Raw genomic sequence first — 1,235 nt, 5'->3', positions numbered from 1 at the left:
GGCGGATTCCAGTTGGTCACGCAACACCGTGGTGTTTGTGGTGGGTCAAGAGTAGGTCGTCGAGGACCTCGGCCGGGGTGCGGAACCCGTGACGCTTACGAGGGCGGGCGTTGAGTTCCGCGGCGTAGGCATCGAGCAGTCCGGGGCCGTGGAACGACAGGTCGGTGCCCTTGGGCAGGTACTGGCGAAGCAGTCCGTTGGTGTTCTCGTTGCTGCCCCTTTGCCACGGCGAGTGCGGGTCGCAGAAGTAGATCTCCAACCCGGTGGCCTCGGCGATGGCCACGTGGTTGGCCATCTCCTTGCCCTGGTCCCACGTCAACGACCGGCGCAGGTGCTCGGGCAGCTCGGTCATCTTGGCCACCAGTGCTTCCTGCACCGCCAGCGCGTCGTGTCGCTCGGGCAGGTGCAGCAACATCACGAACCCCGTGGCGCGCTCCACCAAGGTGCCCACCGCTGAGCCGGACTCGGTCGACCCCAAGATCAGATCGCCCTCCCAGTGCCCGGGCACGGCCCGGTCAGCCACCTCTGGTGGGCGTTCGCTGATCATCACCATCCCCGGGATCCGGCCGCGGCGCTCCTCGGGTCGCCTGTGCGGTTTGCGCATCGACCTGCCAGTGCGCAGGTGCCGGGTCAGCTCGCGGTTGAGCCCGCCACGGGCCTGTACGTACAACGACTGGTAGATCGTCTCCGCGCACACGTGCATCTCCGGTCGGTCGGGAAAGTCGACTCGGAGTCTGCCAGCGACCTGCTCTGGGCTCTCCTTGCGTGCAAGACCGGCCTGGACCTCGCGTCGCAACGCCAGGTTGGTGGCCAACCTCGCTGCCCGTGGGCCACGTCTGGCCGCATCAGCCCTGCGCTGTCCCGCCCGCATCGAATACCCATGCGTGGTGCGGCCGCGCGCCAACTCCCGGGTGACCGTGGACCTGTGGCGGCCCAACACCTTCGCGATCTGTGAGGCGTTCACCCCGCCGCTGTGCAGCCGCAGGATCTCCTCACGCTCGGCTTCACACAGGTACCTGCCTACACGTGGGGTCGACCGAGTCGGGTTCACCCCGCCAGCGTCACCGAACACCCGGCGCCCCCACGAGACCGACGCGCCCACCGCCACCGCCGCGTCCTCCACTCCGTGCCCGGCGCGGACCAGCCACCAGAACCGTTCACGTACCTCGAACGAATACGCCATCGACAACAACTCCTCGAACCTCGAGGTGTTGCGTGACTACCTAGAACCCGCC

General features: G+C 67.7%; 1 protein-coding gene. It reads right to left on the bottom strand.

What is annotated here, in order from left to right; genetic code table 11:
• Window positions 1-16: 16 nt before the first annotated feature.
• The gene (locus IEQ44_RS15520; protein WP_227487602.1) at window positions 17-1,183 is read right to left on the bottom strand and encodes an IS30 family transposase; all 1,167 of its coding nucleotides are present in this window, start codon (window positions 1,181-1,183) and stop codon (window positions 17-19) included.
• Between the last annotated feature and the right edge of the window lie 52 nt (window positions 1,184-1,235).

Source organism: Nocardioides malaquae, from assembly GCF_015070385.1.
GTDB classification, from domain to species: domain Bacteria; phylum Actinomycetota; class Actinomycetes; order Propionibacteriales; family Nocardioidaceae; genus Nocardioides; species Nocardioides malaquae.
Note: the sequence above shows the minus strand (reverse complement) of the source record. Positions and strands in the feature narration are given on the sequence as shown.

Excerpts from the sequence above, each read along its gene's own strand:
- IEQ44_RS15520 (WP_227487602.1), bottom strand. The coding sequence starts at position 1,183 with ATGGCGTATTCGTTCGAGGTACGTGAACGGTTCTGGTGGCTGGTCCGC.